The organism is Maribacter sp. 4G9 (assembly GCF_002742265.1).
GTDB lineage: Bacteria > Bacteroidota > Bacteroidia > Flavobacteriales > Flavobacteriaceae > Maribacter.
Genome location: NZ_MDGL01000053.1, coordinates 12,386 through 39,159, shown reverse-complemented (window position 1 = coordinate 39,159; position 26,774 = coordinate 12,386). Strand labels below are relative to the sequence as shown.

The following is a 26,774-nucleotide window of genomic DNA, read 5'->3' as shown; positions in this document are numbered from 1 at the left end:
TGTTTAGATTAAACCGTTATACTTTCTGAGGAACCACTCTAATGTGAAGGCCAAAATGATTATGGCCAATAGTATCCTGTAATCTATCAAAGATACGATATTTTCAACGCTTTTCTGTATGGGAACATAGTTGTTATTGGCACCTAAATCGTTTATCAAAACATCTACTTGATCCGGAAAATAGGAAGAGCCTCCTGTATTGCCGGCCAACAAGGCCATTTTTTTATAATCACTTGAAACAAATTGTTTCTCAAGGTCGAAATCGGAAATAACAAAGCTTCCTTTTTTAGCAATTTCCTCGCCTACAACTTCTACCAAAAACTCATAGTCCCCAGGTGCCAGGTCGCTTAGATCCGCTTCATAGTACCCATTCTTAATAGCCATGGATCGTGAAGTTGAACGCCCACTCTCCAAATGGGTCAAGGTGATGTTCAAGATGGCATTGGGATCGAACAAATAGGCTTTGTCAAAATAGGTGGCCGTAATTATCGCGGCATTGCTACCTTCGTACAAACTATTGTATTCCAAGTTTAGCCTTTCCTTTTTTGCACTTCCAGAAAGATATCTTACCAGTGTACCCAAAAAACTATCGAAATTAGAAAAATTTCCCGTATTGCGGTATGTTTGTGCCCTCCATCTCCAAATATCCGTACCTACCCATAGTCCTTTTTTCCAGGAATCGTTTTCAAAGACACTTAGCATTGGTGAATTAATATTCACACCCTTTATTTCCGAATCCATTAACACATCGAATGGGGAATTGAACACTAAGGGACCGGCATCGCTCGTTAAGGGAGGAAAAATATCGGTATCAAAATCGGAAATATCAAAATTGGAAAAACCAACATTTAGCCGACCGAACACTTCCTGCGCTGGATAACCCAACTCAACCTCAAAATCGTCCTGAACCTGGTTAAGGAAACTAAAGTCCGTATTGACCCCGGTAATGATCAGGTAGTTGGATTTTTTGTTCTTGATGTATTGGAATATGGAATTGAAACTTCTGGAGGGTTCGTAAAGGAAAAAAATATCTATTTCTTCCAACTCATTGGTCGGGGAATTTGGTTTTAGCACATAGACTTTGCGCTGTTCATTACTTTCTATGGCCTTTTTGAATGCACCCAAATCAGGATGTAGTACCTCAGAAACAATCCCAACGTTTGTCTTTTCATCAATGACTTCCACGGTGGTCTCACGTGTATTATTAATGACATTCCTTTCGGAAGGTAATACTGAAGCGGTTACTAATATTCGTTTTAGTCCTACACTACTAGCATCGACAAGAGTATTTATAGTCTGAAAATTTTTGGATTCCGATAACTTTAGATTATCGGAAAAGACAATTGTATTGCCAATTTTAACATCAATCTTGGTTGTTATTTCCCCACTTCCCTGATATCTAACATAGGTTTCCAGGGGAAATTTATTATTTAGGAAGGCATAGGTGTTGGTTATTATAGAGCCTAATGCCAAATCCCTATAGGCCGTGGTATCGCCAACGGTTACGGTGTAAATGGCTTTGTTTTTTCCTGTAGTATAGGTGTAGTCCCTCCCAACATTCTGGTTTCCATCAGAGATAAGAAGCATTGCACCCTGTTTTCGTCTAAACGCCTCATTTACATTCGAAATGGGTAGGTGAATATTGGTCAATTTATCCGTAAAGGATAGGCTGTCCATGGGCTCTACGTCTTCTCCAAAAACATAATGATTAATTGAAAACCTATCCTTAAGTCCTACGGCATTATCAAGCTTGGACAAAATGGATTTGATCTCGTTTTCATTGTTTTTTACCGATGCGGAATTGTCCACCAAGACGTTCAAAACCGGATTTTCTATGGTAAACGAGGATTTGGAAAATTGTGGATTAACAAGTAAAAGTAAAATCCCAAATACCCCTAAAAAACGTAAAATTGCCAAGTAAATTGATAATTTGGCCCTTTCTTTCTTTCTAAAAAAATATTGAAACAGCGCCACCAAAATAGCCGCCAAGGCGGCCAATATAATAAGTAGGACTGTTTCAGTTCGCATTAATTAAAATTGTATTGATGACTTTTAGATGTCCATAAAAACAGGAATGCCTAGGTTAGCATACCACCATCCACATTAAGGACTTGTCCGGTGACATAGGCCGATAGATCAGAGGCAAAGAACAGGCATGCGTTGGCAATATCCTCTGTGGTTCCCCCTCGCTTTAAGGGAATACCATCCCGCCAACCTTGGACCGTTTTTTCATCCAGCTTTTCCGTCATTTCAGTTTCTATGAAACCTGGGGCGATGGCATTGCATCTAATATTTCTGGAGCCAAGTTCCAAGGCGACGGATTTTGTAAACCCGATCATTCCGGCTTTGGAAGCTGCGTAATTGGTCTGTCCGGCATTTCCTTTCACCCCTACCACACTGCTCATATTGATAATAGACCCTTTGCGTTGTTTTAGGAAGGTACGCTGTGTGGCCTTGGTCATGTTGAAGACGGATTTTAAGTTGATGTCCATCACAGAATCAAAATCCTCTTCTGACATGCGCATCAACAAATTATCTTTTGTAATGCCCGCATTGTTTATTAGAACATCGATTACCCCATCAAAATCCTTCAACACCTCTGTTACAAGTGTTTCGGCCTCGGCATAGCTTGCCGCATTACTTTTATACGCTTTCGCCTTTACACCTAGCCCACTTAGCTCTTTTTCCAATTCCAATGCAGGAGTTTCGCTAGAACTATAGGTAAATGCTATGTTGGCACCATGTTGGGCAAATACTTTGGCTATTCCTTTTCCAATGCCACGGCTGGCACCGGTTATGATTACATTTTTTCCTTCTAAAAGTTTCATTTAATAGTTATTTCTATGGTCGATTATCAAATATAAGTATATAGGCGAAAAAAAATCCCGCAAAAACGGGATTTTACTATAGATTTTAAGTGTGTTTTATGACATTACTTCTTTTACCTTGGCACCTATCTCGGCAGGGGAATCCACTACATGAATTCCATGTTCCCTCATTATCTTCTTTTTGGCCTGGGCCGTATCGTCACTTCCACCCACAATGGCTCCCGCATGCCCCATGGTTCTACCTGCTGGGGCGGTTTCCCCGGCTATAAAACCAACAATCGGCTTACTGCTACCACTTTCCTTATACCATTTTGCGGCATCAGCCTCTAACTGACCGCCAATTTCACCGATCATTACTACACATTCGGTTTCTGGGTCGTTAATCAAAAGCTCAACCGCTTCCTTGGTCGTTGTTCCAATTATCGGGTCACCTCCAATACCTATGGCCGTTGTAATACCCAATCCTTGTCTTACCACTTGATCAGCAGCCTCATAGGTAAGTGTACCAGACTTAGAAACGATTCCAATAGTCCCTTTCTTAAATACGAAACCAGGCATGATACCTACCTTGGCCTCTCCAGGCGTAATGACACCTGGGCAGTTTGGACCGATCAATCTACAGTTCCTGTCCTTGACATAGTTGGCAGCGATGACCATATCGGCCACGGGTATGCCTTCGGTAATGGTAATAATAACTTTGATTCCAGCATCGGCAGCTTCCATAATGGCATCGGCGGCAAAAGCAGGTGGTACAAAAATGATGGAAGTATCGGCACCTACTTTTTCAACAGCTTCGCTTACAGTATTAAAAACAGGTTTTCCCAAATGCTCTTGGCCACCCTTTCCCGGAGTTACGCCTCCAACGATATTGGTGCCATATTCGATCATTTGCTCGGCATGAAAAGTACCTTCACTTCCTGTAAATCCCTGTACAATTATTTTGGAATCCTTGTTTACTAAAACGCTCATACTGCTGTTTGGTTTTTATTGGCACCGCCAACGCGTTAAATACCAGTTGACTTGCCTAGAAATTAAAAATAGTTCCTTGTGAATGCCTCGTAGGCTAGCCCCGAGGTAGAATTCTTTTGCAAAAATATATGATTGACAAAGAATACTAAAGTATTCCGCTTCTTATTTATCTTCAAGTTTTTTTAATATTTCCGGAATTCTTTTAGTGTAAGCCAATTGCTTCAGCTTTTCCCTTGATTCTTCTATAGGAGTTCCAAAATAGCTTTTACCTCCTGCAACCGACTTGGTAACTCCTGTCTGTCCCATAATAACCGCCTTTTTTCCTATAGTAATGCCACTATTGGTCCCAACCTGGCCCCAAAGGGTCACTTCATCCTCAATGACCACACAACCGGCAATACCGGTTTGGGAAGCGATCAAACACTTTTTGCCTATAACGGTATCATGACCTACATGTACTTGATTGTCCAACTTGCTACCTTCTCCTATGGTCGTGTCGCCGGTAACGCCCCTATCTATGGTGCACAGGGCGCCAAGGTCCACATTGTCCTCTAGAACCACCCTTCCGCCGGATAGTAATTTATCAAAACCCTCTGGCCTATTTTTATAGTAGAAGGCATCGGACCCAAGCACGGTACCCGCATGGATAGTAACTCCGTTCCCAATAATACAATTGTCATAAATGCTCACGTTGGAATGGATCACACAATTGTCGCCGATGGTAACGTTGTTTCCAATAAACACATTGGGTTGTATCACGGTATTTTTTCCGATTATGGCCGAATTGGATATCATTCTGACCGAAGCAACAAAGGGACTAAAATACTGCGTGAGTTTGTTGAAATCCCTGAAAGGATCATCTGAAACCAAAAGGGCCTTGCCAGCAGGGCAATCTACCTCTTTATTGATAAGAATTACGGTAGCCTTGGAATTCAAGGCCTTATCATAATACTTTGGATGATCCACAAATACGATATCCCCTTGTTCCACCACATGGATTTCGTTCATGCCCATCACAGGAAAATCAGAATCACCAACATAGTCGGTTTGTATGATTTCTGATATCTGTTTAAGCGTGAATGTAGTTGGAAATTTCAAGGACGTCGTTTTATTCCTTTACGCGTTCCATATAAGAACCGCTGGAGGTATCTATTTTAATTTTATCGCCCTCGTTGATGAATAAGGGTACATTTACCTCGGCACCCGTTTCAACCTTTGCAGGCTTCGTAGCGTTGGTGGCCGTATTTCCCTTTACACCAGGTTCCGTATACGTTATTTCCAAAACCACGCTGGCAGGCATTTCCACGGATAAGGGCATGCTATCCTCCGTATTGAACATGATCTTTACGACTTCACCCTCCTTCAAAAGTCCCGGAGCGTCAAGAGCACCCTCTGATAATGTAAGCTGGTTGTAGTCCTCCGTATTCATAAAATGATATGTCTCCCCTTCTGCGTACAAAAATTGATAGGAGCGTGTCTCCACACGCACGTCCTCAATCTTGTGACCTGCGGAGAACGTATTGTCCAAAACTTTTCCGGTAGTAACGCTCTTAAGTTTCGTTCTTACAAAGGCTGGGCCCTTGCCTGGTTTAACATGCAAAAATTCGATAATCTTATAAATATCGTTATTGTATCTAATGCACAATCCTTTTCTAATATCCGATGTAGATGCCATTCTTATTTACTTAAAATGATTTATGATAAACTACTATTTAAAAACAAGCAGCTGCAAAATTAAGGTAATTAACTATTACTGAAATACCCTTTCATGATTCCTCGTTGAGAATCCCTTATAAACTGAAGTATTTCGTCCCGCTCCGGAGTTGCCTCCATCTCTGCTTCCAAAATTTGGACCGCTTGGGTGTTGTTGTAATTTTTCTGATATAGAATTCTATAGATATTCTGAATCTCCCTTATTTTTTCCGATTGGTATCCTCTGCGCCTAAGTCCAACGGAATTTATACCTACATAGGAAAGTGGCTCCCTGGCCGCCTTTACATATGGTGGCACATCCTTTCTAACCAGCGATCCCCCGGTAACAAATGCGTGCTGCCCTACCGATACAAATTGATGTACGGCAACCAAACCGGCCAAAATGACGTTGTCGCCAATAGTCACATGTCCGGCTAGCGTAGAATTATTCGAAAAAATACAATTATTTCCTACCAAACAATCATGGGCGACATGGCAATAGGCCATGATAAGACAATTTTTGCCAATGACCGTTTTCATGCGGTCCGAAGTTCCTTTATGGATGGTGGCACACTCCCTTATGGTGGTTCCGTTTCCTATGACCACGGTTGTTTCCTCGCCTTTATACTTTAGGTCTTGCGGAGGTGCGGAAATGACGGCACCCGGAAAAATGTTGCAATTTTTCCCGATTCTAGCACCCTCCATGATGGTGACGTTGGAACCGATCCAGGTACCTTCACCAATCGTTACATTGTTGTGTATGGTGGTGAATGGTTCAATGACCACGTTCTTTGCAATCTTTGCGCCTGGATGGACGTATGCCAGCGGCTGATTCATATAGTTTCGATTATTTTGATTTTACGATTTGGGCCATCAGTTCAGCCTCCGAAACCAATTTATCATTGGCGTACGCATAGGCTTGCATATGACAGATACCTCTTCTTATGGGCGAGATTAAATCGCACTTAAAAATTAAGGTATCCCCGGGAAGCACCGGCCTTTTAAACTTCACATTGTCCATTTTCATGAAGAACGTTAAATAATTTTCGGGGTCCGGTACGGTACTCAAGACCAATATCCCTCCCGTTTGGGCCATTGCCTCCACTTGTAAAACCCCCGGCATAACGGGTGCTCCAGGAAAATGACCTACAAAGAAAGGCTCGTTCATGGTAACGTTTTTCACACCTACAACGTGTGTATCTGATAATTCCAAAATCTTATCGACCAACAAAAATGGTGGCCTATGTGGCAACATCTTCATAATTTGAGTGACATCCATCAATGGAGTTTGGCTCAAATCATATTTGGGCACATTGTTTCTTTTCTCCAACTTTATGATTTTGGATAATTTTTTAGCGAACTGGGTGTTTACAAAATGACCCGGTTTGTTGGCAATTACCTTTCCCCTGATTCTCATACCTGCAAGTGCCAAATCACCAACCACGTCCAAAAGCTTGTGACGTGCGGCCTCATTGGGCTGATGCAAGGTTAGGTTGTCCAATATACCATTGGGCTTAACGGAAAGTTTCTCTTTGTTAAAGGCCTTTTCCAATTTTTTCATGGTTGCCTCTGAAATTTCCTTGTCAACGTAGACGATGGCATTGTTCAAATCACCTCCTTTGATCAGTCCGTTTTCCAAAAGCATTTCAAGCTCGTGCAAAAAACTAAAGGTACGTGCTGCGGAAATCTCCTTTTTAAAATCGGATAATTTTTCAAGAGTAGCGTTTTGGGTACCCAAAACTTTTGTTCCAAAATCCACCATGGTGGTGACTTGATACTCATCGGCGGGTATTACGGTAATTTCGCTACCGCTGGATTCATCCTTATAGGTCAATACCTCCTTTACAACATATTCTTCTCGCAATGCTTCCTGTTCCACAATGCCTGCCTTTTCAAGAGCCGCTACAAAAAACTTTGCGGAACCGTCCATAATTGGAGGTTCCGGAGAGTCCAATTCTATGAGGACATTGTCTATTTCGAGACCTACAAGGGCGGCCAATACATGCTCCGAGGTATGGATTTTCACCCCGTTCTTTTCAAGATTGGTGCCTCGCTGGGTGTTTACCACATAATTGGCATCAGCCTCAATGATCGGTTCTCCTTCAAGGTCTACACGCTTAAATTTATAGCCATGGTCTTCAGGAGCGGGAACAAATTTTATGGTTACGTTCTCTCCAGTATGCAAACCAACACCTGTAAGGGAAACCTCTTCCCCAATGGTGCGTTGTTTTTCGTTTGTGTTCATCGTCGATCCTTATTTTCCAAGTTGTCGATTCTGTTAATTATTTTAGGTAAGTTTTTAAAGTGTACGTAGGATTTATTGAAGTCGCCATAATTAAGGGCAGGCGATCCCTGTAGGACTTCATTGTCCTTTATATTTCTTCCTATCCCGGACTGTGCTTGAATCTTGACATAATTGCCAATAACAATATGTCCCACGATTCCAACTTGTCCCCCTATCATACAATGCTTTCCTATCTTGGTGGAACCCGCTACTCCGGTTTGGGCCGCAATCACGGTATGTTCCCCTATTTCCACGTTGTGGGCAATCTGAATTTGATTGTCCAGCTTCACACCTTTTCTCAATATGGTAGACCCTAAGGTGGCCCTATCGATCGTAGTGCCTGCCCCAACATCCACATTGTCCTCAAGAATGACGTTTCCCGTTTGTGGCACCTTGCTGAATTCCCCTTCGGAATTTGGGGTGAAACCAAAACCATCGGCACCTATAATAACACCACTGTGCACCACACAGTTATTACCGATGATGCTTTCCGAATAAATCTTGGCCCCGGCAAAAACAACCACATTATCACCAATACGCACATTGTCGCCAATATAGACGTTTGGATAGATTTTAACGTTATTCCCAATGACTACGTTACTGCCTATATAGGAAAAGGCCCCTAAATATAGTCCGTCCCCGAAGGTTGCGGAATCCGATTTATAAACCGGTTGTTCAATACCTATCTTATTATTTTTTACCTGGTTGTAGTATTCCAGCAATTTGGAGAATGATTTGTAGGCGTCCTCAACTTTAATGAGGGTGGTTTCCAAATGTTGTTCAGGAATAAAATCCTTGTTTACAATGGTAATGGAAGCTTTTGTTTTGTAAATATGGGCCGTGTACTTGGGGTTGGCCAAAAAGGTCAAAGAGCCCTTTTCACCCTCCTCGATCTTGGCCAATTTATGAACGGCTATCTCTGGATTTCCATGGACTTCACCCTCTAAAATACCCGCAATTTGACCTGCTGTAAACACCATGGGCACAAATGTAAGAAAAATTGTTATACGGCCTCTTTAGGGTAACAGATATAATATTTGGTGACAGTTTTTGACAGTGCTGTAATATTCAAGTGGTCCGAAAGTTTTGCCACATCTACGATCTTGCCATTTTTTCGTAATATATGGATGTTTTGGCTTTCCTGATTGTAGGCCCTATTCTCGATTTCTCCCGTAAAAAAGAAATAGGAGATATCATCGTCCGTAGTTAGCCCTAACAACGCCCCTACCCTTTCTTTTTTTTTGGATAATTTCTCCTTCTTAATGGGTTCCTTCTTTACTTTTATGTGCAAGAGTTTTCTATTGATAAGCATTTTGCAAAGTGTGGCCAATACTTTATCCTCGGCATCCTGCCAATTTTTTATGGCCGAAAGGATATCTACATCGTCCAGTTTGGAGAACAATTCAAGAACCTTGGCGTCAAAGTTTTCACGATGTATATCGTTTTGTAGAAAAAACAGCAATGGCCTACTGGCATAAAGATCTATGCCATTATCGATTAAATATCGGGCCCTTTTCAAAATACTGATCAGTATCTGTTCCGCTACTACCCCTGTTTTATGTAGATACACCTGCCAATACATAAAACGGCGGGCCATTAAAAACTTTTCCACGGAGTAAATCCCCTTCTCCTCCACTACGAGATTACCGTCTACCACATTCAACATGGTGATGAGCCTATCGGCATTGGTATTTCCTTCAGAAACCCCGGTATAAAAACTATCCCGCTTTAGATAGTCCAATCGGTCCATATCTAGCTGACTTGAAACCAATTGATTCAAAAACTTTTTGGGATGTTTCCTAGTAAATATTGCGATGGCCCCATCCAACTCCCCTTTAAAGGCAACATTCAGTTCTTTCATGAACTGCAATGATATATGCTCGTGGCTAACTCCGTTTACGATACTATGTTCCATGGCATGTGAAAATGGTCCATGACCTATATCGTGTAAAAGAATCGCCCCCAAAAGTCCCTTCTCGTCCGCCTCCGAAATATCCACCCCTTTATAGCGAAGTACCCGTATCGATTTTTGCATAAGGTACATGCTACCCAAGGCATGGTGAAACCGGGTATGGTGAGCACCCGGATATACCAAATAAGAAAGCCCCATTTGGGAAATTCTGCGCAATCTCTGAAAATACGGATGTGCAATCAGGTCAAAAATCAAATCACTGGGAATGCTAATAAATCCGTAAATTGGATCGTTGAATATAGTAAGCTTGTTGGGTTTCATTTAATACAAAGAAATGACATCTGATTTTCAAAGTTATGCAAATAATTGAGGCAATACCATGTGGTTAGAATTGAGATGTCAGCATTGAGATGTGAGACTTGAGATAGTTAAAAGTGAAAAGTGAAGAATGAAAAGTGAAAAGTAGTTTCTTTAACCACCAACAACCGACAACGAACAACGAACAACGTATAAGAATTCTGAATGAATAAAATAAAAATACTTTGGGTGGACGATGAAGTGGATCTGTTAAAGCCTCACATTCTCTTTCTACAAAATAAAAATTATGACGTGATTACCTGCCAAAGCGGACAGGAAGCTTTAGAAGAACTCGAAAAGACACGCGTGGATATCGTTTTTTTGGACGAAAATATGCCCGGCATTTCCGGACTTGAAACGCTAAGCGAAATAAAGGTCATCGATTCCTCCTTGCCCGTGGTGATGATTACCAAAAGTGAGGAAGAATTTATTATGGAAGAGGCCATTGGTTCAAAAATCGCCGATTACCTCATAAAACCAGTAAACCCCAATCAAATACTGCTCTCGCTGAAAAAGAGTCTGGACCATTCCAGATTGGTATCGGAAAAGACAACCAGCAATTATCAGCAGGAATTTCGGAAAATTGCCATGAACCTTTCCATGGTCAATTCCTTTGAGGAATGGGCGGAACTATATAAGAAATTGATTTACTGGGAACTACAATTGGAACAAATAGAGGATAGCGGTATGTTCGAAATTCTGGAATCGCAAAAGATTGAAGCCAATAACCAATTTGGAAAGTTCGTGGATAAAAATTACGAAGATTGGTTCCATGGTGCAGAGGCACCCGTAATGTCCCATACCCTCTTTAAAAATTGGATAGCCCCAGAAATGAAGGAAGGAAAAACACTTTTGATCGTTGTGGACAATCTGCGATACGACCAATGGTATTCCTTTGAGGATGCGGTAGGTTCCTTTTACAAAAAGACCACGGAAAAATCCTATTATAGTATTTTGCCCACAGCCACCCAGTATGCACGAAATGCGATTTTTTCTGGACTTACCCCTTTGGATATGGAGAAAAAATATCCGGATTGGTGGAAGAACGATACGGATGAAGGAGGGAAAAATCTTTACGAGGATAGGTTTTTGGAGTCACAGCTAAAACGCCTAGGATTAGATTTAAAATGGGAGTACCATAAAATCAGTAGTTTAAAACAGGGGAAGCAATTATCTCAAAATTTCAAATCCCAAAAGGACAATGACCTTACGGTGATTGTCTACAATTTTGTGGACATGCTCTCTCACTCCAAAACCGAAATGGAGGTAATCAAGGAACTGGCTTCCAACGATAAGGCCTACCGGTCACTTACCCAAAGTTGGTTTAAGAATTCCCCTTTGCTTGAAATCATACAGCAAGCACAACAATTGGGTATGAAATTAATCATTACAACGGATCATGGAACCATCAATGTAAAATCACCGTCCAAAGTAATAGGAGATCGGGATACGAGTTTAAACCTGCGCTACAAAACGGGGCGGAGTCTAAGTTATGAGGAAAAAGATGTATTCGCCGCCAAAGACCCTAAAACTATTTTTCTTCCCAACATTAACGTAAGCAGTTCCTTTATTTTTGCCAAGAACGATTTTTTCTTTGCCTATCCCAACAATTACAACCATTACGTAAGCTATTACAGGAATACCTACCAACATGGGGGTGTTTCCTTGGAAGAAATGATCGTGCCTTTTGTAGTTTTGGAACCCAAATAGTCTGCAATGGAACGGGTTTATAAAGAAAGTAACATTCAAGAAATCGCGAAATCTATCTTAAAAGAAGTTCCTTTTAAAACATTTGCTTTCTACGCTCCCATGGGTGCCGGAAAAACTACCTTGATCAAGGCCCTTGTCAAGGAGTTGGGTGGTGTTGACGAAGTAAGCAGTCCTACCTTTGGACTGGTCAATGAATATGCTGATAGCCAGGGGAACCTTATCGCCTACCATTTTGATTTTTACCGACTGAAGGACGAAATGGAAGCCCTGGATTTTGGACTGGAAGACTATTTTAGTACCGATGCCTATATTTTTATGGAATGGCCAGAAAAAATTCCTTCCCTTTTGCCCGATGACTTGATTGCCTTAAAAATTGAAATTCTGGATGCTACAACAAGAAGACTAACATCATTTGGATAGATCCCAACTAGAATTACCTTTGTTTTCTAAAATAAACCACATCGTTTTTAAGAGGTTTTTATTGTATTTTTTCGATGAAACACATTGAAATCGATAAAATGCACAATTTTCACGTTGAAATACATAATTTTAACGATTAAATACATTTTGTTTGTCCATTTTTTCTTACGTTTGTACAAGAACAAGTAGAGTACTAACTAAAAACCCCTAGAGAAAATGAAAAATAAAAGAACTTTTTTAGCCGCCATGGTGTTAGGCTTCTTCCTCTTAGGACTTATATCTCCTATAGTAGTAGACCAAAAACTAAGTGTGGATAGAACACTTATCAGAAAATCAAATAAGAATTAATAGTACTATTTTTAATAGTTTATTTAAATTAACAAAAGGACAATCAATAAATTGTCCTTTTTTTCGTTGTATTATTCTAGCATACGTTTTAAGCGAAGTAATATTGACGGAGAAAATGAATAAGTCAGAAAGAAAGCAAGCGAAAAGGAAGTTGTTTCTGGACTCCTTAATGGTTTTTTTAATTCTAGCCTCGCCCTTCATTTTTAAACTACATGACTATGTTTCGTCTGAGGAAGGTGCTACAATTAACTTCTTGGGATTCGAAATCGACGAAAATGGGTTTGCAAATCTTAGTGTTTATGCATGGTTTCTACTTGGTAAAATTGTACCTCTATATCTTCTATTAATTTGGTTTTTTACATGTAAGCATTGGTGGTATCATATCATTTTAATACCAGTTACTATGTATGTATTTCAACTTTTTGAAGTTCTATATTCAAAAAATAAGTACATAGATTCTGAGAATGTTTTATGGCTTCTGCCAATATGCATGGTCATAATTCCATTTGTATACTTTATTAGGATAAAACTTTACGACAAGTATGTCCATGGTATCGATTTGGAGGCTATGGAAGCGGAATTGGAGGAATTAAAGGAAAAAAATATTTCGGATGGCTATACATCCAATACTTTAGAGAAATCGAATGATTCCCCGGACGAACTAAAGGCCGAATCGCTTTCCGAAGAAATAAACCGAAAACTCTCCACGGACAATATTGAACAGGGCCTTAAAGTTTTTCAGGATAAAATACAAAGCTGGTTTCATTTTAAGTTTTAAGAATCTGGGTTACCCATGATTTTTGGGAACTAACGTTTATCTAAAAATCGTACATTTGATTTAGGACTAAAAATTCCTTTTTTAGATACCCATATATGAACCAACCTAGCTCTCCTTTTAGTAAACAGCAATTACTGCCGCAAGAGGAAACCCTGGAAGTCCTTAGACAAAAAGGGGAACTATTTATTGGTATACCCAAGGAGAACCAATACCAAGAAAAACGTATTTGCCTAACCCCAGACGCAGTAAACGCCATTACCTCCAACGGACACAGGGTTCTATTGGAATCAGGTGCTGGTGAAGGGGCCAACTTTACTGATAAGGATTACGTGGATGCCGGTGGTGAAATTACAAGGGACACAAAAAAAGTATTCTCCTGTCCGTTACTATTAAAAGTGGAGCCCCCCACCCTTTCAGAGATTGCCATGATACACCCACAGACAACGGTGATATCGGCCTTGCAAATCAAAACACAAAACAAAGGTTACTTTGAGGAGTTGGCCCAAAAAAGGATTACGGCCATTGCGTTTGAATACATTCGCGATGAAGATGGCAAATATCCCGCAGTACGGTCATTAAGTGAAATTGCAGGAACGGCTTCCGTTCTTATCGCTGCAGAACTCATGGCGGCGACCAATAAAGGAAATGGACTCATGTTTGGCAACATAAGTGGGGTACCACCTGCGGAAGTGGTCATCATTGGTGCCGGAACCGTTGGGGAATATGCCGCACGATCGGCCATAGGACTTGGGGCCAATGTGAAGATTTTCGATAATTCCATAACCAGGCTGCGAAATATTCAGACCAATCTTAAACAAACCGTTTATACTTCTACCATTCAACCTAAGAATCTTTTAAAGGCCTTAAAACGCTGTGATGTGGCCATTGGAGCTACCCGAGGTAAAGGTAGGTCTCCTATAATCGTTACGAGTACCATGGTGGAACACATGAAAAAAGGAGCGGTCATTATTGATGTAAGTATTGATACGGGCGGCTGTTTTGAAACCAGTGAGATTACCAACCATAATAAACCCACTATCGAAAAATCTGGTGTACTCCACTACGGAGTGCCCAATATACCCTCAAGGTATCCTAAAACGGCTTCGGTTTCCATCAGTAATATTTTCACCCCATATCTACTAAAAATCGGTGAGGACGGAGGTTTGGAAAATTCGCTTCGCTTTGACAAGGGGCTTCGCAACGGACTCTATATGTACCATGGTATACTAACCAATAAATCTGTTGGGGATTGGTTCGACCTCTCTTATAGCGATATCAACTTCCTAATTTTTTAGAATTACCCCAACTTACTTTCAGCATCCAATGTGATCCCATAATTTTACGCCCTTTAACCTTGATTTCTTGCAATGAGTTTTTTTAAACGTTTGGGATTTTATATGGGCGGACTTGCCATCGGGATTGTTTTTTTGGCAATGTTTTTACGAAAAAAATCGGACGAAACCGGAGTCAGTTTTTGCTATTTCCCCAACTGTAGAACCTTAAAGGACATTCGGTCCAAATCATTATATTATTCCAACGAGGTAGAAAGACAACTAGCGGAAAAGGAATTGGATAGTTTGGATATCGTTTATCTCCTCACTGAAGGAGATGTGGATTTCTCCACAAGCAACACAAAAAGTTCACCTTGTAAATCGTACTTTATTGAAGGTGAAAAGGAGGATTTAAAATTGGAAGCTTGGGTGAAAAACTGTCCGGATAAGGCCAGTATTGAATCAGTCTCCGTTAAATAACTAGATTTTTCTCCGTTTACGTTCCTTTTTCAATAAGGAAAGTTCCCTACTAGTTTGCCCCGCTACCGATGTGTTCTCCTCCGCCCTGCGGATCAAATAGGGCATAACGTCCCTAACCGGTCCAAAAGGAAGGTACTTTGCCACATTATAACCATGGGCAGCGAGGTTGAAGGAAATATGGTCGCTCATACCGTAAAGTTGTCCAAACCAAATGTCCTTGTGATCGTTGTCAACTTTCTTTTCCTTCATCAACTGCATCAGCTTATAACAGCTATTTTCATTATGTGTTCCTGAAAATATAGACATTACCTCCAAATTTTCGAGCATATAGGCGATAGTGGCATCAAAATTTTCGTCGGTAGCCGCTTTTGACTCACAAATAGGGCTTGGGTATCCCTTTTCCCTGGCCCGCTCATTTTCCTTTTCCATATAGGCGCCACGAACTACCTTGATTCCAATCTTAAATCCTTCCTTGTCCGCACTTTCGTACAAATCCTTTAAATAGGGTAACCTATCCCATCTATAGGTCTGTAAAGTATTGAAAACAATCGCTTTCTTCTTGTTGTATTTGCGCATCATGTCCTCGGCAAGCTGGTCTGCTGCATCTTGCATCCAGCTTTCTTCCCCATCTATCAACAAAGAGACATCCAGGTCATGCGCCTTTTTGCACACTTTATCAAATCTATTGATGACCCGTTGCCATTCGGCCTCTTCCTTTTCGGATAATTTCCCGCCTTCGCTTATCTTTTGGTATAGGGCAAATCTTCCAAATCCAGATGGTTTGAATACGGCAAACGGAATGGCATCCTTTTCTTTTACAAAATCCAAGATTTTCAAGATCATTGCCGTGGCGTTGTCAAAAGGGTCTTCTTCATCCTTGCCCTCTACCGAGTAATCCAAAACGGAACATACCCCCTTTTCGAACATTTTGTCCACAACCGGCATGCAGTCGGCTTCATTGACACCTCCGCAAAAATGGTCGAATACGGTAGCCCTAATGAGACCTTCGACAGGAAGATGTGCCTTAATGGCAAAATTGGTCATTGCCGTTCCAATCTTTACAAGCGGCTCATTGGCAATCATCTTAAAGAGAAAATAGGCCCGTTCCAGTTCAGAATCCGTCTTTAAAGAAAAAGCGGTTGCCGTATTCTCAAAAATAGCATCCATATGCAGACAATTTTTAAGGCACCAAAGATAAAGACAGGATTTATATTCTATTGATTAAAATAACCATTATTTTGCGCTCTTAAATTAAAGATTTTTGGTCTATATATAATTTAGGTTCCATGCAGTCCATAGTATCAGATTCTTATTCGGTCCATTTTGACAAAATGGCATTTGAAGTTCTAAATTCACACTTAGCTTCCCATAACTACTCCACTATTTTTATTTTGGTGGACGAGAACACCCATGAATTGTGTTTGCCACAATTTATGTCTGAAATTGCAGGGGAGTATACTTTTGAAATCATTGAAATAGAATCAGGGGAAATCAACAAGACCATAGAAACTTGTGTAGGTGTTTGGGAAGCCCTTTCCGAACTTGGAGCGGACCGAAAGAGTCTTATGATCAATCTGGGCGGAGGGGTCTTGACGGATCTTGGGGGGTTTGTGGCCTCTACCTTTAAAAGAGGGATTCACTTTATAAACGTACCTACTACCCTCTTGTCCATGGTTGATGCTTCCGTTGGCGGAAAAACGGGTGTTGACCTAGGGCCCTTGAAAAACCAGATCGGGGTCATCAATCAGCCGGAAATGGTTTTGATAGTATCGGATTTCCTGGAAACATTGAACGAAAGACAGATTACCAGTGGCTTTGCAGAAATGCTCAAACATGGTCTTATTGGAGATGCGGATTATTGGGAATCGCTAAAAGAGGTTCGTTCCATCAACGAATTAAAGAATCATATTTTTCCTTCCGTAGAATTTAAGAACAAGGTCGTGCTAGAGGACCCTACCGAACAAAACATTCGGAAAATCTTGAATTACGGACATACCTTGGGGCATGCCGTAGAGTCCTACTTTTTGGAAAATGAAAACAAGGAAACCTTGCTACATGGCGAGGCAATTGCCATTGGAATGATTACGGAGGGATACCTTTCATACAGGATTACAGGATTGTCCCAAGAGCAGCTGGCGGATATAAAGACAACCTTTTTGAAGTACTACAAAAGGGTTGAATTTACCGAAAAGGATATCACGGCTATTCTCGAACTTCTGAAATATGATAAAAAGAATTCACACGGAAACATCAATTTTGTCCTCTTAAGTCGTATTGGTAAAACCCAAATTGATGTAACCATTTCTCCCGATTTATTTCAGCAAGCCTTTGCATACTACATGGAATAAAATTTTCATATACTAAAACCACTGTTTCACAACTCTTTACATTTACGAGTTGATTAAATAATTAGTTTAGGTCAAGAATAAAATAAAACCACAACTGACCTAAACTATTATGACCAGACGACTTATCGACTACAAAAAATTGGACCATAGGCTTGCGTCCCTGTTAATCGAAAAATATCCCTATGGCTATGGTGATGAAGACATTATCGTATTCAAAAATGCCCATGGCGAATATGTGGAAGCCGTGGAACTTAGAACAGAGGATACGCTGTACCTAGTTAAGATCAGTAAAAGTCTTTCCAATTTCATTGCCAACTTTGAAGATACCATTGAAAAGGAACTTGAAAGTAAAACTCCCGAAGAAGTAATGCAGGAAGAAGAAGAAATCATTCCTGAAATGGAGATGAACTATGAATCCGATGAGGATGCGTATTCAGAGTATGATTAGTTTAGGAATATTTTTCCATTAGGATATTGGCGTGATGCTTTTGGTGCCCGCTAATGGCAAAACCCAATGCTGCGACACTCCATGAAATTCCACTTGCAGTACCCACACGACCCAATTGGGCATTTCCCAAATTTTTAAAAAGGGTGATAGTAGCGTTGCGAACGGCCAGGTAGTCCTCAAGGATATCCTCTTTGGTCCTATTGAGACTATTGCTTTCCAATATGTAGGCATCCTGATCAAAACCGGGCAATTCAACCTTGTCGTTTCTCGAAAACCGGAAGGCCCTATATTGGAAAATACGCTCCGTATCGATGATATGTATCAACACCTCTGCAATGGTCCATTTATTTTCCCCATAGGCATACCCAAGTTGCTCCAGGGGAAGGTCCTTTACATAATCTAGAAACCACTCCTTTCCTTCATAAAAGGCATCCATAAGATTAACGTCCTCCAACGTATTTATATACGTATCATAAAAGTTGGAAGTACCTAAATCCGGTAATTCTGATTTTCTCATACTTTTTGGCCCAAGGTTACGTCAAAAAAGCCCAATCAAAAATTGATTGGGCCTTGCAATATCGTAAAAAATAAACTAAAGTTCGTTAAAAATGGTGTGCATCAAACGTTTCTTATCATTGAAACTTTCTTCCAAGGAAATCATGGTCTCCGTTCTACTGATACCATCGATATCATCAATCTTGAAAATGATGTTCTTGGCGTGTGTGGTGTCCTTTGCCCTGATTTTACAGAAGATATTAAACTTCCCCGTGGTAATGTGTGCAATGGTCACGTTTGGAATCTGGTTCAAGCGTTCAAGCACAAATTTGGTCTGATGCGTTTTCTCCAAGAATATACCTACATAGGCAATAAAAGCATAGCCAAGTTTAACATAATCCAATGTAAGCGATGAACCTTTAATAATTCCGGCTTCCTCCATTTTCTTCACCCTCACATGTACGGTTCCTGCGGAAATTAAAAGTTTTTTTGCAATATCGGTAAAAGGTGTTCTGGTGTTATCGATTAACATATCCAGAATTTGGTGGTCAATTTCGTCTAATTTAACTTTACCCATAGTTGATTAATTTTATGCAAAAATAAAAAATATTAAAAAGAATTATAGAGAATATTATGTTTTTGTACGAAAATCGTAATGTCCGTAAACCTAACCATAATTAATCTTACTATTTTATCAATTCAGGGATTTTTTGGGAACTCAACCATTGCATGTCTTCCTCATTAAGACAATCCACCGTTCTATGACCAAAATATTGCCCTGTCCTAAAGCCTTTTTCAGCAATGGAAGGAACGAATGTTATTCTATTTTTTGTCAATATTTCCTTGTAAATCAATGAGATACAATCCTTTTCCCGCAAAGATTTATCCAAGACATGGGCATTTTCCAAAAGGATATCCACATATAATTTGTTGTTTTGGGGTATTTTAAAATAGGCCTCCAATGGATAGTCGTTCATTTGCTCATTGGCTATGGTATCTATAGCCTTATAAAGGGATTTGAAAATATATTCACGCGTCTTTTCCCTTTGGTAATCTTCGTAATAATGACCTGCTTCAAAAAGAATGGTGGGAATTCCTTCCATTTGAAATGCATCTCCAACACAATTTGGATTAAAAGAATCATCAAACCGACCAACTTGACCTGGTATCAATTTTTGCAGCTCATAATCCATGGCCGCGATAATGTTCATGGCGACACCCCTGAATGATGAGTTGTTTCGTCCTTCATCAAAGGAAGGAGCCAAAAAAGACACCGTTGCGGGTCTTTCTTCATTGCCTACGTTGAAAATGGTCCGTTGATCATGTAGATTAAAACAATAGTTAGGACTAAAATCTTCAAATGCTTTTCTTAGCACTTGGCTCTCAGGTTGGCTTTTTTTCTGGGCATCCCTATTTAGGTCGATTTGATTTGCATTGAATCTAGTGTAAGCCTTTGCGCCATCCGGATTAAGAACGGGAATTATTTTTAAGGTCACTTTTCCCAAAAGTTCGCTGGCCAACGACGATTCGTTCTTTAGAAAACTGAGCAAATCAAGTACCGCTTTGGTCGTAGTGGATTCATTTCCATGCATTTGCGACCACATAAAAACGCGTTTTGCTCCATGACCAACGCTTATTCCATAAATCGGTCTTTCTTCTACGGAGCGCCCTAATACCTCCAAATTAAATGGGTCGCCCAAGGAATTTAGGAATCCTTCAATATGTGCATTGGTTACATACCTACCTTCAACGGTAGTCACTTTAAAATTCAAATAATTTGTGTAGTCCCACATACGTTTTTACTAATTGAGCGAAAATAATATAATCTTGTAACAAAGCTTCCACTTTATGGAATACCATTCAATATGTGTTTTCTAAACGTATTCAGCACCAATAGTGCTTATAAGAAAAACCCAAAAGTAGACAATAGACATAAAACAAGTTTAGTTATGGGATACAATAACAAGAGGTCCCAATAAAAGCCATACAAACTTTAACAAAAGTTTTGGCAGTCTTACTGGTTTTCCAAGAATTGGGAAACGCCAATTTTATTTAAATTGCAACCATGTTGAAAAAAATGTTTTTTGTTGTATTTCCATTAATTTCCCTGATATCTTGTTACAGCCCCAATAGGGATTGTCAAGCGTATAAGACCGGCGAATTTCTTTTCAATTATAGCATAGGGGATTCCCTTAAACAAGGACGTTTTGTACGAGGGGATAATTACAGTATAGATTATTATGACAATAAGATCGACAGTGCTTCCATTCGTTGGCTCAATGATTGTGAGTTTGTCTTACAGGATTTAAAAAGCAAAGTAGGCATTCACTATAAAATTATAGGGACAACGGATACCTCGTACACCTTTGAATACAAAAATGCGGTTAAAGACCCAAATAGAAAGAATGTTGTAAAAATTGGTACTGCTTATAGGGTTCAATAAATAATTAAGTACAATCTTAAATACACATATCAATTTGTGATCCAAAAACAGGTACATTCAATATTGTATGTAAACCTATAACTATTTCCCCATTACACTTCTTTAGTAATTCACTTTTTCAATACTTCACATCTTCACTTCTTCACCTGGGCATTTGTAAAATTCGTTCGTAACTGCATAATCCGAATTTAAAGAAATTAAAATTCTTGAATTTTAAGTACTATTATCAATAGAAAGGAATTTTGATGGTTTCACACCAAAATTAATTAGTACCTTGAGGAATAGGTAACTAACAAAACGAAAACACGTATTTAATCAAGATGAAAAAATCAAACAAAAAAAAGCAATCAATCAGCCGGAGGGACTTTGTGAAGAAAAGTGCAATGGCCTCCTCTATTTTCATTGTTCCTAGAAACGTTCTAGGAGGTCCTGGTTTTATTTCACCTAGTGACCAACTGAACCTAGCGGCCATTGGCTCTGGCGGTAAAGGGTTTAGTGATATCACCAATGCTTCCGTCAATGGCAGGGAACGTGTGGTAGCACTCTGTGATGTCGATTTTAAGGGATCCGCTTCCAAGGCCGTGGAGTCCTTTCCAAAGGCAAAACTTTTTGATGATTTCAGGGAGATGTTGGACAAGAAAAAAAATATTGATGCCGTAACTATATCAACACCAGACCACGTGCATGGTCCAGCCGCAAAATATGCCATGGAAAGAGGTATCCATGTGTATGTGCAAAAACCTATGACCCATAATATCAAAGAAGCCAGAAAACTAACCCAAATGGCACGTGATAATAAAATTGTAAGCCAAATGGGAAACCAGGGAGGTTCCAATCCGTTATTGGGAATGGTCCAAAAATGGATCGACGATGATAAAATAGGTGCCATCAGTAAAGTTCAAATTTGGACGAACAGACCTGTGTGGCCCCAAGGTATTCAAATGCCAAAGGCCAATGCCAGCCTAAAACCAAAAGACTTGAATTGGGACCTTTGGTTGGGACCTGCCGAGGAACGACCTTATGTTCCCAATTTGCACCCCTTCAATTGGAGAGGCTGGTGGGATTTTGGAACCGGAGCGCTCGGAGATGTAGGTTGTCACTTGGTAGATATACCGTTTAGAACCTTGAACCTAAAATATCCAACGGCCGCAGAATGTAGTGTGGGTTCCGTATATACGCAAATGTGGACACCGGACTATTATCCAGAAGGATGCCCCCCATCTTCGTTTATTACGCTAAATTTCGATGCAACCGAGAAAACAAAATCACCCATTGAAATGACATGGAGCGACGGCGGTATCAGACCGGCACATCCAGATATCATTCCCGCCAATGACGATATAGGTGGAAAGAACAGTGCCAATGGGGTACTTATTATTGGAGAAAAAGGAATCATATCAACCAATATCAATGATAGTTCCCCATTGATGCCAAAATTGTATCTGAACGATGGTACAACGGAATTTGGCCCTGAAGTTGAGGAAAGTCTAGAACCGGAATATGGACACCAACGCAAATGGGTGGACGCCTGCAAAGCCGGATTTGGAAGTGAGGAGCACTTGGCCCTTACCTCTTCCTTCGATTATGCCGGTCCTATGACCGAAACCGTGCTTATGGGCAATCTGGCCATACGCAGCTATATGCTCCGCAAAGAAAATGAACAAGGCCAAATGGACTTTTTCGCACGCAAGAAATTATTATGGGATGGCGAAAACATGCGCATCACCAATTTAGAAGAGGCCAATCAGTTTGTAGGCAGAACCTACAGGGCAGGTTGGGAAGTATAATCTGTATTTTTGGAATTAATTAGGTCTATTAAAGACCACCTCCGGGTTGGCGTTCCTTTGCGCTTCAAATAGCCGTTGTTGTTGTTTTACGGTCATCGTACTGCCATCATGGCTCCAACCCGGAGGTCCAAAAATATACATGAATTTATGGGACCACTTGTCTGATTTTTTTACATCGTTCCAAATATCCTTGAACTCATGGGTTAGTATAACTAGCGGATTATAGGAATTTGGAGCATGAATAACCCCAAATTTCACATCAATATCATCATCGAGTTCCTTCCATGTGCCAAACATTTTGTCAAAAATGTTCAAAAAACCACCATGGTTTTTGTCCAAGTATTCCACGTTCTGTGAGTGGTGCACCTGGTGCATCGTATGCGTATTGAAAATCTTTTCTATCCAACCCATTTTAGGCACATACTTACTATGTAACTGGAATTGCCAAAACGATTCTATGGCCAGGCAGAATATTACTACTTCCACGGGAAAACCTACAGCGGGCATCCACATATAGAAAAAGGGCTTATATAATAGGGTAAACCACCCATTTCTGATAGCCGTCCCTAAATTAAAATGGTCCGATGAATGGTGCACTATATGCGCGGCCCAAAGAATCCTAATTTCATGGTTTGCCCTGTGGAACCAATAATAGGTAAAATCATCGGCGAGCTGGCAAAGGAGAAAAATATACCACTCATAGCCAAAGGACTTATATCCCATGATGTTCATCCTAACACCATCGACCATGGGATTAAACAATTCATAGGTGAAATTAAAGACTACGATCAATACCGTAACCTTGATCAAGGGCCCCAATATAGCCGATCCAATTCCCATGGCCCCACTGGCCATTAAGTCCTTCCAGACGTAAAGTTCCTTATCTCCATGGGTATGACTGTATGTTAATTCCAATAAGATAAAAGCTATAAAACAGGGTACACCGTAAATCAGGGGGTTCGTTAAATCCATTTATTATTATGATTTCGCCAAATATAATTAGAAAAGGTTCTTATGATACGTAAATAGAATAATTCATTTCTATTAAACTATAAATAAATCAAAAAATTAACGTTGTTGCTGATTTCTTAAAATGGCATTCTGCTCCTTCATGAGACTTTCCAAATTGGACAAAAGCTCAATGTTTTTTGGGGTAGCGACTTCAGCATTGGCTGGATCTTCTGATTTTTCCTTAAACTTATTTATAAATTTGAGCATCATAAAAATGGTGAAGGCGATAATGCCAAAGTCGATGATTACCTCTAAAAACTCACCATATCCTATTGCGACTTCTTCCATATTTTCATTGCCCTCCCTTAGAATCCATTTTTTGTTTCGAAGATTTACGTCATCGGTCATTAGGGATAAGGGTGGCATAATAACTTTTTTTACCAGGATATTCACCACTTCATTGAAGGCAGAACCGATAATTATACCGATGGCCATATCGATCATGTTGCCCTTTACCGCAAAATTTTTGAACTCCTTAAAAAGACTTTTCATTTCCTTTCAATTTTAAAACAGGGTAATCTGTCCTTCTTCTCCATCATTATCCAAGGGTTCATTTTGACTAGTGGTACCATTCCCTTGCTTTCCTTCCATTTCCGAAGAAATATTCTCCTCATCCACAACTTCTATTTCTTCCGCGTCTTCAGGTTCTTTCTCCTCAAAAGGAAGCGGCTCCAACAGGTTGATGTTCTTGACCTTTTCAGAAGTCAATTGATTCCCCATGGCCTTAATTCCCTTTACGGCAATAAAATCCTCAAGTTCCACCCTAAGGTTTTCCCTTGGGTCTTTACCTCTGGGTTTTGGGAATTCAATTTCTACCACGGGCAACCAATCCGTTGAGATTATTTCCAAATAGGATTTTGGATGTTCCGTAATGAAAGTCTCCTCCTTATTTTCGTTTTCGATCAAAAATCTTTTCACGTAAAAACGTTCCTTTTCACCTTCCCAATAAATGGCCGAAATTGGTTTTTTGGGATTGTACTTTTCCAGAACGATCATATTCTCGTCAAAATGCGAGGTAAGTACGGGCTGAATGGTTTTCGCCACACCCTTTTGTGTGATGATCAACAGCAAATCGTCTCCCTTAAATTCCCCGATCAACTCTCCCCTACCGTCTACGTTCAGTCTTCTGACCACATCATCAAACCAAATCTTTCTGGGCTTTAAGGTGGAGACACCCTTTTCCTTAAGCTCTATACGCTTCACGGAATATTTGGTAACGATATTCCCTTTGGAGCTTCGGCCTTTTATAAGAACATCGGCAAAATCCACATCCCATTTTAGTTTTTTAATACTTCCGGCTTGCCGCAGATTAATGGTAACAACTTCTGCTTCTCCATTTGGATTGGCCGAAAAATATAGTACTTGTGAGTTTGGGGTTCCCGCGGTCAAATCATAGCTTTTATCCCGGGTCATGGACGTTACGTTGAATCGCTTTATGTAAGAAGCTCCACCCTTACCGTCCTTGTAAATCATGTTGTAAATGGTACGCTTGTCCCTTTTCTTAAAAACGGCTACGTGGATAATGTTTTTACCCACAAATGTCTTGGCATCCACCTTTGTTACCTGCATGGAACCGTCCTTGGTGAAAACTATGATATCGTCAATATCGCTACAGTCCGTTACATACTCATCCCGCTTTAGGGAAGTTCCCACAAAGCCTTCCTCCCTGTTCACATACAACTTTGTGTTTCTAATGACTACTTTTGTGGCCTCAATATCATCGAAAATGCGAATCTCAGATTTTCTTTCCTTGTCCTTTCCGTAGGTGGTCTTCAAGTTCTTAAAATAATCGATGGCATACTCCACCAAATGTTCCAAGTGGTGCTTTACTTGGGCAATTTTATCCTCGAGACTCTCCAGATACTGTTGGGCCTTTTCCAAATCGAATTTGGAAATGCGCTTTATTCTAATTTCTGTCAGGCGTACGATATCCTCTTCGGTCACCGCTCTTCTTAAATGTGTGGTGTATGGCTTTAAGCCCTTGTCAATAGCTGCGATGACACCTTCCCACGTTTCCTCTTCCTCAATATCCCGATAAATCCGATTTTCTATAAATATTCGTTCCAAGGATGCGAAGTGCCATTGCTCTTCAAGTTCGGAAAGTTGAATTTCCAACTCTTGCTTCAACAATTCAACCGTGGCATCCGTTGAACGCCGTAGCATTTCCGTTACCCCTATAAATAATGGCTTATTGTCTTCAATGATACAACCCAACGGGGAAATTGAGGATTCGCAAGCAGTAAAGGCATACAGTGCGTCTATCGTTTTGTCCGGTGATATTCCTGAGGGCAAATGCACCAATATTTCGACTTCCGCGGCCGTATTGTCCTCAATTTTCTTGATCTTGATTTTACCCTTGTCATTTGCCTTAAGAATGGAATCAATCAAGGAAGAAGTATTGGTTCCATATGGTATTTCATTGATGACCAAGGTGTTTTTGTCCAATTGCGATATTCTTGCCCTAACCCTGATCTTACCTCCTCTTAAACCGTCATTGTAATTGCTTACATCTATAATACCCGCAGTAGGAAAATCAGGGAAGAGTGTAAACCGCTTTCCTTTCAGATGTTTTATGGAGGCATCGATCAGTTCGTTGAAATTATGGGGCAGGATTTTGGTCGAAAGGCCTACGGCGATACCTTCCGCACCCTGTGCCAATAACAACGGGAATTTTACGGGCAGGTTAACCGGTTCCTTTTTCCGTCCGTCATAACTTAATTGCCACTCCGTAATCTTTGGGCTGTATACTACTTCGAGCGCAAATTTGGACAATCTGGCCTCAATGTATCGGGATGCGGCCGCACTATCTCCAGTATGTATATTTCCCCAGTTTCCCTGGGTATCTATCAATAGGTCCTTTTGGCCCAATTGCACCATGGCATCCGCAATACTGGCGTCCCCATGCGGGTGATACTGCATGGTATGGCCCACTACATTGGCAACCTTATTGTACCGTCCATCATCCAATTCCTTAAGCGAATGCATGATGCGCCTTTGAACGGGTTTGAATCCATCCTCAATGGCGGGTACGGCACGTTCTAAAATAACATAGGAAGCGTAGTCCAGAAACCAATCCTTGTACATACCGGTAACCCTTGTCAAGGCTTCGGATGATTCGTCTTTATTTGTTTCTTGACCATCCGATAGATTATCGTTCTGTCCTTCGTTCAATTCTTCATTTTCTTCCATTCAG

The 26,774-nt window shown here is 40.4% G+C and carries 25 protein-coding genes; 9 read left to right on the top strand and 16 right to left on the bottom strand.

The features are described from left to right. Positions 1-3: 3 nt before the first annotated feature. From BFP75_RS07465 to BFP75_RS07425, 9 genes are all read right to left on the bottom strand, one after another. Positions 4-2,028, bottom strand: coding sequence for a hypothetical protein (locus tag BFP75_RS07465; protein WP_099544619.1), 2,025 nt, complete (start codon positions 2,026-2,028; stop codon positions 4-6). A 50-nt stretch (positions 2,029-2,078) separates the two neighbouring features. Further along, positions 2,079-2,828, bottom strand: coding sequence for a 3-oxoacyl-[acyl-carrier-protein] reductase (fabG, locus tag BFP75_RS07460; RefSeq protein ID WP_099544618.1), 750 nt, complete (start codon positions 2,826-2,828; stop codon positions 2,079-2,081). 96 nt (positions 2,829-2,924) lie between these two features. After that, positions 2,925-3,797: a succinate--CoA ligase subunit alpha gene (sucD, locus tag BFP75_RS07455; protein ID WP_099544617.1), complete on the bottom strand. Its 873-nt coding sequence runs from the start codon at positions 3,795-3,797 to the stop codon at positions 2,925-2,927. Between the two features lie 162 nt (positions 3,798-3,959). Then, positions 3,960-4,895 (bottom strand): UDP-3-O-(3-hydroxymyristoyl)glucosamine N-acyltransferase, encoded by a 936-nt coding sequence (locus tag BFP75_RS07450; protein WP_099544616.1) that lies wholly within the window; start codon positions 4,893-4,895, stop codon positions 3,960-3,962. Positions 4,896-4,905: 10 nt separating this feature from the next. Further along, on the bottom strand, positions 4,906-5,472 hold the full coding sequence (gene efp, locus BFP75_RS07445) for an elongation factor P (RefSeq protein ID WP_099544615.1): 567 nt from the start codon (positions 5,470-5,472) through the stop codon (positions 4,906-4,908). 68 nt (positions 5,473-5,540) lie between these two features. Further along, positions 5,541-6,326: an acyl-ACP--UDP-N-acetylglucosamine O-acyltransferase gene (lpxA, locus tag BFP75_RS07440; protein ID WP_099544614.1), complete on the bottom strand. Its 786-nt coding sequence runs from the start codon at positions 6,324-6,326 to the stop codon at positions 5,541-5,543. A gap of 10 nt (positions 6,327-6,336) precedes the next feature. Next, a complete protein-coding gene (locus BFP75_RS07435; protein WP_099544613.1) occupies positions 6,337-7,734 on the bottom strand; it encodes a bifunctional UDP-3-O-[3-hydroxymyristoyl] N-acetylglucosamine deacetylase/3-hydroxyacyl-ACP dehydratase in 1,398 nt (465 codons plus the stop codon). Beyond that, on the bottom strand, positions 7,731-8,753 hold the full coding sequence (gene lpxD / locus BFP75_RS07430) for a UDP-3-O-(3-hydroxymyristoyl)glucosamine N-acyltransferase (protein WP_099544612.1): 1,023 nt from the start codon (positions 8,751-8,753) through the stop codon (positions 7,731-7,733). Before lpxD ends, BFP75_RS07435 begins: the two co-directional genes overlap by 4 nt. Positions 8,754-8,776: 23 nt before the next feature. After that, a complete protein-coding gene (locus BFP75_RS07425; protein ID WP_099544611.1) occupies positions 8,777-10,006 on the bottom strand; it encodes an HD domain-containing protein in 1,230 nt (409 codons plus the stop codon). Between the two features lie 201 nt (positions 10,007-10,207). On the opposite strand from BFP75_RS07425, the gene BFP75_RS07420 reads away from it, so the two are divergent. The 5 genes from BFP75_RS07420 to BFP75_RS07400 all read left to right on the top strand — a co-directional run bounded on the left by BFP75_RS07420 (position 10,208) and on the right by BFP75_RS07400 (position 15,049). Next, positions 10,208-11,752, top strand: coding sequence for a response regulator (locus tag BFP75_RS07420; RefSeq protein ID WP_099544610.1), 1,545 nt, complete (start codon positions 10,208-10,210; stop codon positions 11,750-11,752). 6 nt (positions 11,753-11,758) lie between these two features. Then, positions 11,759-12,172 (top strand): tRNA (adenosine(37)-N6)-threonylcarbamoyltransferase complex ATPase subunit type 1 TsaE, encoded by a 414-nt coding sequence (tsaE, locus tag BFP75_RS07415; protein WP_099544609.1) that lies wholly within the window; start codon positions 11,759-11,761, stop codon positions 12,170-12,172. A 751-nt stretch (positions 12,173-12,923) separates the two neighbouring features. Further along, a complete protein-coding gene (locus BFP75_RS22330) occupies positions 12,924-13,298 on the top strand; it encodes a hypothetical protein (protein ID WP_240531725.1) in 375 nt (124 codons plus the stop codon). 95 nt (positions 13,299-13,393) lie between these two features. Beyond that, positions 13,394-14,593, top strand: a complete 1,200-nt coding sequence (locus tag BFP75_RS07405) for an alanine dehydrogenase (protein ID WP_099544607.1) — start codon at positions 13,394-13,396, stop codon at positions 14,591-14,593. 72 nt (positions 14,594-14,665) lie between these two features. Next, entirely contained in the window at positions 14,666-15,049 is a 384-nt protein-coding gene (locus tag BFP75_RS07400) for a DUF4258 domain-containing protein (protein WP_099544606.1), read from the top strand. On the opposite strand, the gene BFP75_RS07395 is transcribed toward BFP75_RS07400, so the two are convergent. Next, complete coding sequence (locus tag BFP75_RS07395; RefSeq protein ID WP_099544605.1) at positions 15,050-16,216, bottom strand: proline dehydrogenase family protein; 1,167 nt, start codon at positions 16,214-16,216, stop codon at positions 15,050-15,052. It abuts the gene before it with no gap. A gap of 119 nt (positions 16,217-16,335) precedes the next feature. Between BFP75_RS07395 and aroB the strand changes: the two genes are divergently transcribed. Further along, a complete protein-coding gene (gene aroB, locus BFP75_RS07390) occupies positions 16,336-17,397 on the top strand; it encodes a 3-dehydroquinate synthase (RefSeq protein WP_099544604.1) in 1,062 nt (353 codons plus the stop codon). Between the two features lie 109 nt (positions 17,398-17,506). Next, entirely contained in the window at positions 17,507-17,845 is a 339-nt protein-coding gene (locus tag BFP75_RS07385) for a hypothetical protein (protein ID WP_099544603.1), read from the top strand. 1 nt (position 17,846) lies between these two features. Here BFP75_RS07385 and BFP75_RS07380 read toward each other — a convergent pair whose 3' ends face one another. The 3 genes from BFP75_RS07380 to BFP75_RS07370 all read right to left on the bottom strand — a co-directional run bounded on the left by BFP75_RS07380 (position 17,847) and on the right by BFP75_RS07370 (position 20,133). Then, on the bottom strand, positions 17,847-18,362 hold the full coding sequence (locus BFP75_RS07380) for a DinB family protein (protein WP_099544602.1): 516 nt from the start codon (positions 18,360-18,362) through the stop codon (positions 17,847-17,849). Between the two features lie 75 nt (positions 18,363-18,437). Next, positions 18,438-18,917, bottom strand: a complete 480-nt coding sequence (locus tag BFP75_RS07375) for an Lrp/AsnC family transcriptional regulator (protein WP_027066901.1) — start codon at positions 18,915-18,917, stop codon at positions 18,438-18,440. A gap of 109 nt (positions 18,918-19,026) precedes the next feature. Continuing rightward, positions 19,027-20,133, bottom strand: coding sequence for a M14 metallopeptidase family protein (locus tag BFP75_RS07370; RefSeq protein WP_099544601.1), 1,107 nt, complete (start codon positions 20,131-20,133; stop codon positions 19,027-19,029). Positions 20,134-20,405: 272 nt separating this feature from the next. On the opposite strand from BFP75_RS07370, the gene BFP75_RS07365 reads away from it, so the two are divergent. Both BFP75_RS07365 and BFP75_RS07360 read left to right on the top strand, forming a co-directional pair. Beyond that, positions 20,406-20,783, top strand: coding sequence for a hypothetical protein (locus tag BFP75_RS07365; RefSeq protein WP_099544600.1), 378 nt, complete (start codon positions 20,406-20,408; stop codon positions 20,781-20,783). A gap of 320 nt (positions 20,784-21,103) precedes the next feature. Then, the gene (locus BFP75_RS07360) at positions 21,104-22,570 is read left to right on the top strand and encodes a Gfo/Idh/MocA family protein (RefSeq protein WP_099544599.1); all 1,467 of its coding nucleotides are present in this window, start codon (positions 21,104-21,106) and stop codon (positions 22,568-22,570) included. 15 nt (positions 22,571-22,585) lie between these two features. Here the strand turns inward: BFP75_RS07360 and BFP75_RS07355 are convergent, their stop codons facing one another. From BFP75_RS07355 to BFP75_RS07345, 3 genes are all read right to left on the bottom strand, one after another. Then, a complete protein-coding gene (locus tag BFP75_RS07355; RefSeq protein ID WP_099544598.1) occupies positions 22,586-23,542 on the bottom strand; it encodes a sterol desaturase family protein in 957 nt (318 codons plus the stop codon). A gap of 96 nt (positions 23,543-23,638) precedes the next feature. After that, positions 23,639-24,073: a large-conductance mechanosensitive channel protein MscL gene (gene mscL, locus BFP75_RS07350; protein ID WP_099544597.1), complete on the bottom strand. Its 435-nt coding sequence runs from the start codon at positions 24,071-24,073 to the stop codon at positions 23,639-23,641. 12 nt (positions 24,074-24,085) lie between these two features. Next, the gene (locus tag BFP75_RS07345) at positions 24,086-26,770 is read right to left on the bottom strand and encodes a DNA gyrase/topoisomerase IV subunit A (RefSeq protein WP_099544596.1); all 2,685 of its coding nucleotides are present in this window, start codon (positions 26,768-26,770) and stop codon (positions 24,086-24,088) included. Positions 26,771-26,774 lie beyond the last annotated feature (4 nt).

What these genes read in the sequence shown, in the direction of transcription:
- tsaE (WP_099544609.1), top strand. Translation starts at nt 11,759, where the DNA reads ATGGAACGGGTTTATAAAGAAAGTAACATTCAAGAAATCGCGAAATCT.
- BFP75_RS07395 (WP_099544605.1), bottom strand. Translation starts at nt 16,216, where the DNA reads ATGGATGCTATTTTTGAGAATACGGCAACCGCTTTTTCTTTAAAGACG.
- BFP75_RS07360 (WP_099544599.1), top strand. Translation starts at nt 21,104, where the DNA reads ATGAAAAAATCAAACAAAAAAAAGCAATCAATCAGCCGGAGGGACTTT.
- BFP75_RS07370 (WP_099544601.1), bottom strand. Translation starts at nt 20,133, where the DNA reads ATGTGGGACTACACAAATTATTTGAATTTTAAAGTGACTACCGTTGAA.
- BFP75_RS07380 (WP_099544602.1), bottom strand. Translation starts at nt 18,362, where the DNA reads ATGAGAAAATCAGAATTACCGGATTTAGGTACTTCCAACTTTTATGAT.
- BFP75_RS07400 (WP_099544606.1), top strand. Translation starts at nt 14,666, where the DNA reads ATGAGTTTTTTTAAACGTTTGGGATTTTATATGGGCGGACTTGCCATC.
- BFP75_RS07385 (WP_099544603.1), top strand. Translation starts at nt 17,507, where the DNA reads ATGACCAGACGACTTATCGACTACAAAAAATTGGACCATAGGCTTGCG.
- efp (WP_099544615.1), bottom strand. Translation starts at nt 5,472, where the DNA reads ATGGCATCTACATCGGATATTAGAAAAGGATTGTGCATTAGATACAAT.
- lpxD (WP_099544612.1), bottom strand. Translation starts at nt 8,753, where the DNA reads ATGGTGTTTACAGCAGGTCAAATTGCGGGTATTTTAGAGGGTGAAGTC.
- BFP75_RS07435 (WP_099544613.1), bottom strand. Translation starts at nt 7,734, where the DNA reads ATGAACACAAACGAAAAACAACGCACCATTGGGGAAGAGGTTTCCCTT.
- BFP75_RS07345 (WP_099544596.1), bottom strand. Translation starts at nt 26,770, where the DNA reads ATGGAAGAAAATGAAGAATTGAACGAAGGACAGAACGATAATCTATCG.
- mscL (WP_099544597.1), bottom strand. Translation starts at nt 24,073, where the DNA reads ATGAAAAGTCTTTTTAAGGAGTTCAAAAATTTTGCGGTAAAGGGCAAC.
- aroB (WP_099544604.1), top strand. Translation starts at nt 16,336, where the DNA reads ATGCAGTCCATAGTATCAGATTCTTATTCGGTCCATTTTGACAAAATG.
- BFP75_RS22330 (WP_240531725.1), top strand. Translation starts at nt 12,924, where the DNA reads ATGTATGTATTTCAACTTTTTGAAGTTCTATATTCAAAAAATAAGTAC.
- BFP75_RS07425 (WP_099544611.1), bottom strand. Translation starts at nt 10,006, where the DNA reads ATGAAACCCAACAAGCTTACTATATTCAACGATCCAATTTACGGATTT.
- fabG (WP_099544618.1), bottom strand. Translation starts at nt 2,828, where the DNA reads ATGAAACTTTTAGAAGGAAAAAATGTAATCATAACCGGTGCCAGCCGT.
- BFP75_RS07465 (WP_099544619.1), bottom strand. Translation starts at nt 2,028, where the DNA reads ATGCGAACTGAAACAGTCCTACTTATTATATTGGCCGCCTTGGCGGCT.
- BFP75_RS07375 (WP_027066901.1), bottom strand. Translation starts at nt 18,917, where the DNA reads ATGGGTAAAGTTAAATTAGACGAAATTGACCACCAAATTCTGGATATG.
- BFP75_RS07405 (WP_099544607.1), top strand. Translation starts at nt 13,394, where the DNA reads ATGAACCAACCTAGCTCTCCTTTTAGTAAACAGCAATTACTGCCGCAA.
- BFP75_RS07420 (WP_099544610.1), top strand. Translation starts at nt 10,208, where the DNA reads ATGAATAAAATAAAAATACTTTGGGTGGACGATGAAGTGGATCTGTTA.
- lpxA (WP_099544614.1), bottom strand. Translation starts at nt 6,326, where the DNA reads ATGAATCAGCCGCTGGCATACGTCCATCCAGGCGCAAAGATTGCAAAG.
- sucD (WP_099544617.1), bottom strand. Translation starts at nt 3,797, where the DNA reads ATGAGCGTTTTAGTAAACAAGGATTCCAAAATAATTGTACAGGGATTT.
- BFP75_RS07365 (WP_099544600.1), top strand. Translation starts at nt 20,406, where the DNA reads ATGTTGAAAAAAATGTTTTTTGTTGTATTTCCATTAATTTCCCTGATA.
- BFP75_RS07355 (WP_099544598.1), bottom strand. Translation starts at nt 23,542, where the DNA reads ATGGATTTAACGAACCCCCTGATTTACGGTGTACCCTGTTTTATAGCT.